This is a genomic window from Aquiflexum sp. TKW24L, assembly GCF_023502205.1.
Classification (GTDB): domain Bacteria; phylum Bacteroidota; class Bacteroidia; order Cytophagales; family Cyclobacteriaceae; genus Cognataquiflexum.
Genome location: NZ_JAMFLG010000108.1, coordinates 1 through 309 on the forward strand (window position 1 = coordinate 1; position 309 = coordinate 309).

A 309-nucleotide genomic window follows, 5' to 3' on the forward strand; every position below is an offset into this window, starting at 1 on the left:
TGTGAATGTTTCGGCTTCCGAATCGGTAACTGCAACACAAAGCCCTGCACTTTCCATCACCAAGACTGCAACCGAGTCAACCTTTGCCGCTGTCGGAGATGTATTGAACTATACCATTGTGGTGACCAATACAGGTAACGTGACTTTGAGTAATGTTTCTGTATCAGATCCATTGACCGGATTGAATACGGTGATTGGAACTTTGGCGCCTTTGGCTTCTGAGTCAATTGCTACTTCTTATATAGTAACCCAAGCTGATATTGACGCAGGAAAAGTGGATAATACCGCTTCTGCAGCTGTCGGTGCTGT

Annotated in this window: 1 protein-coding gene; it reads left to right on the plus strand. The window is 45.3% G+C overall.

The window, feature by feature from the left end; all coding sequences use genetic code 11:
- A partial coding sequence (locus M3O96_RS21980; RefSeq protein WP_502798932.1) for a CLIPPER-2 domain-containing protein occupies positions 1-309 on the plus strand: 309 nt, incomplete at both ends.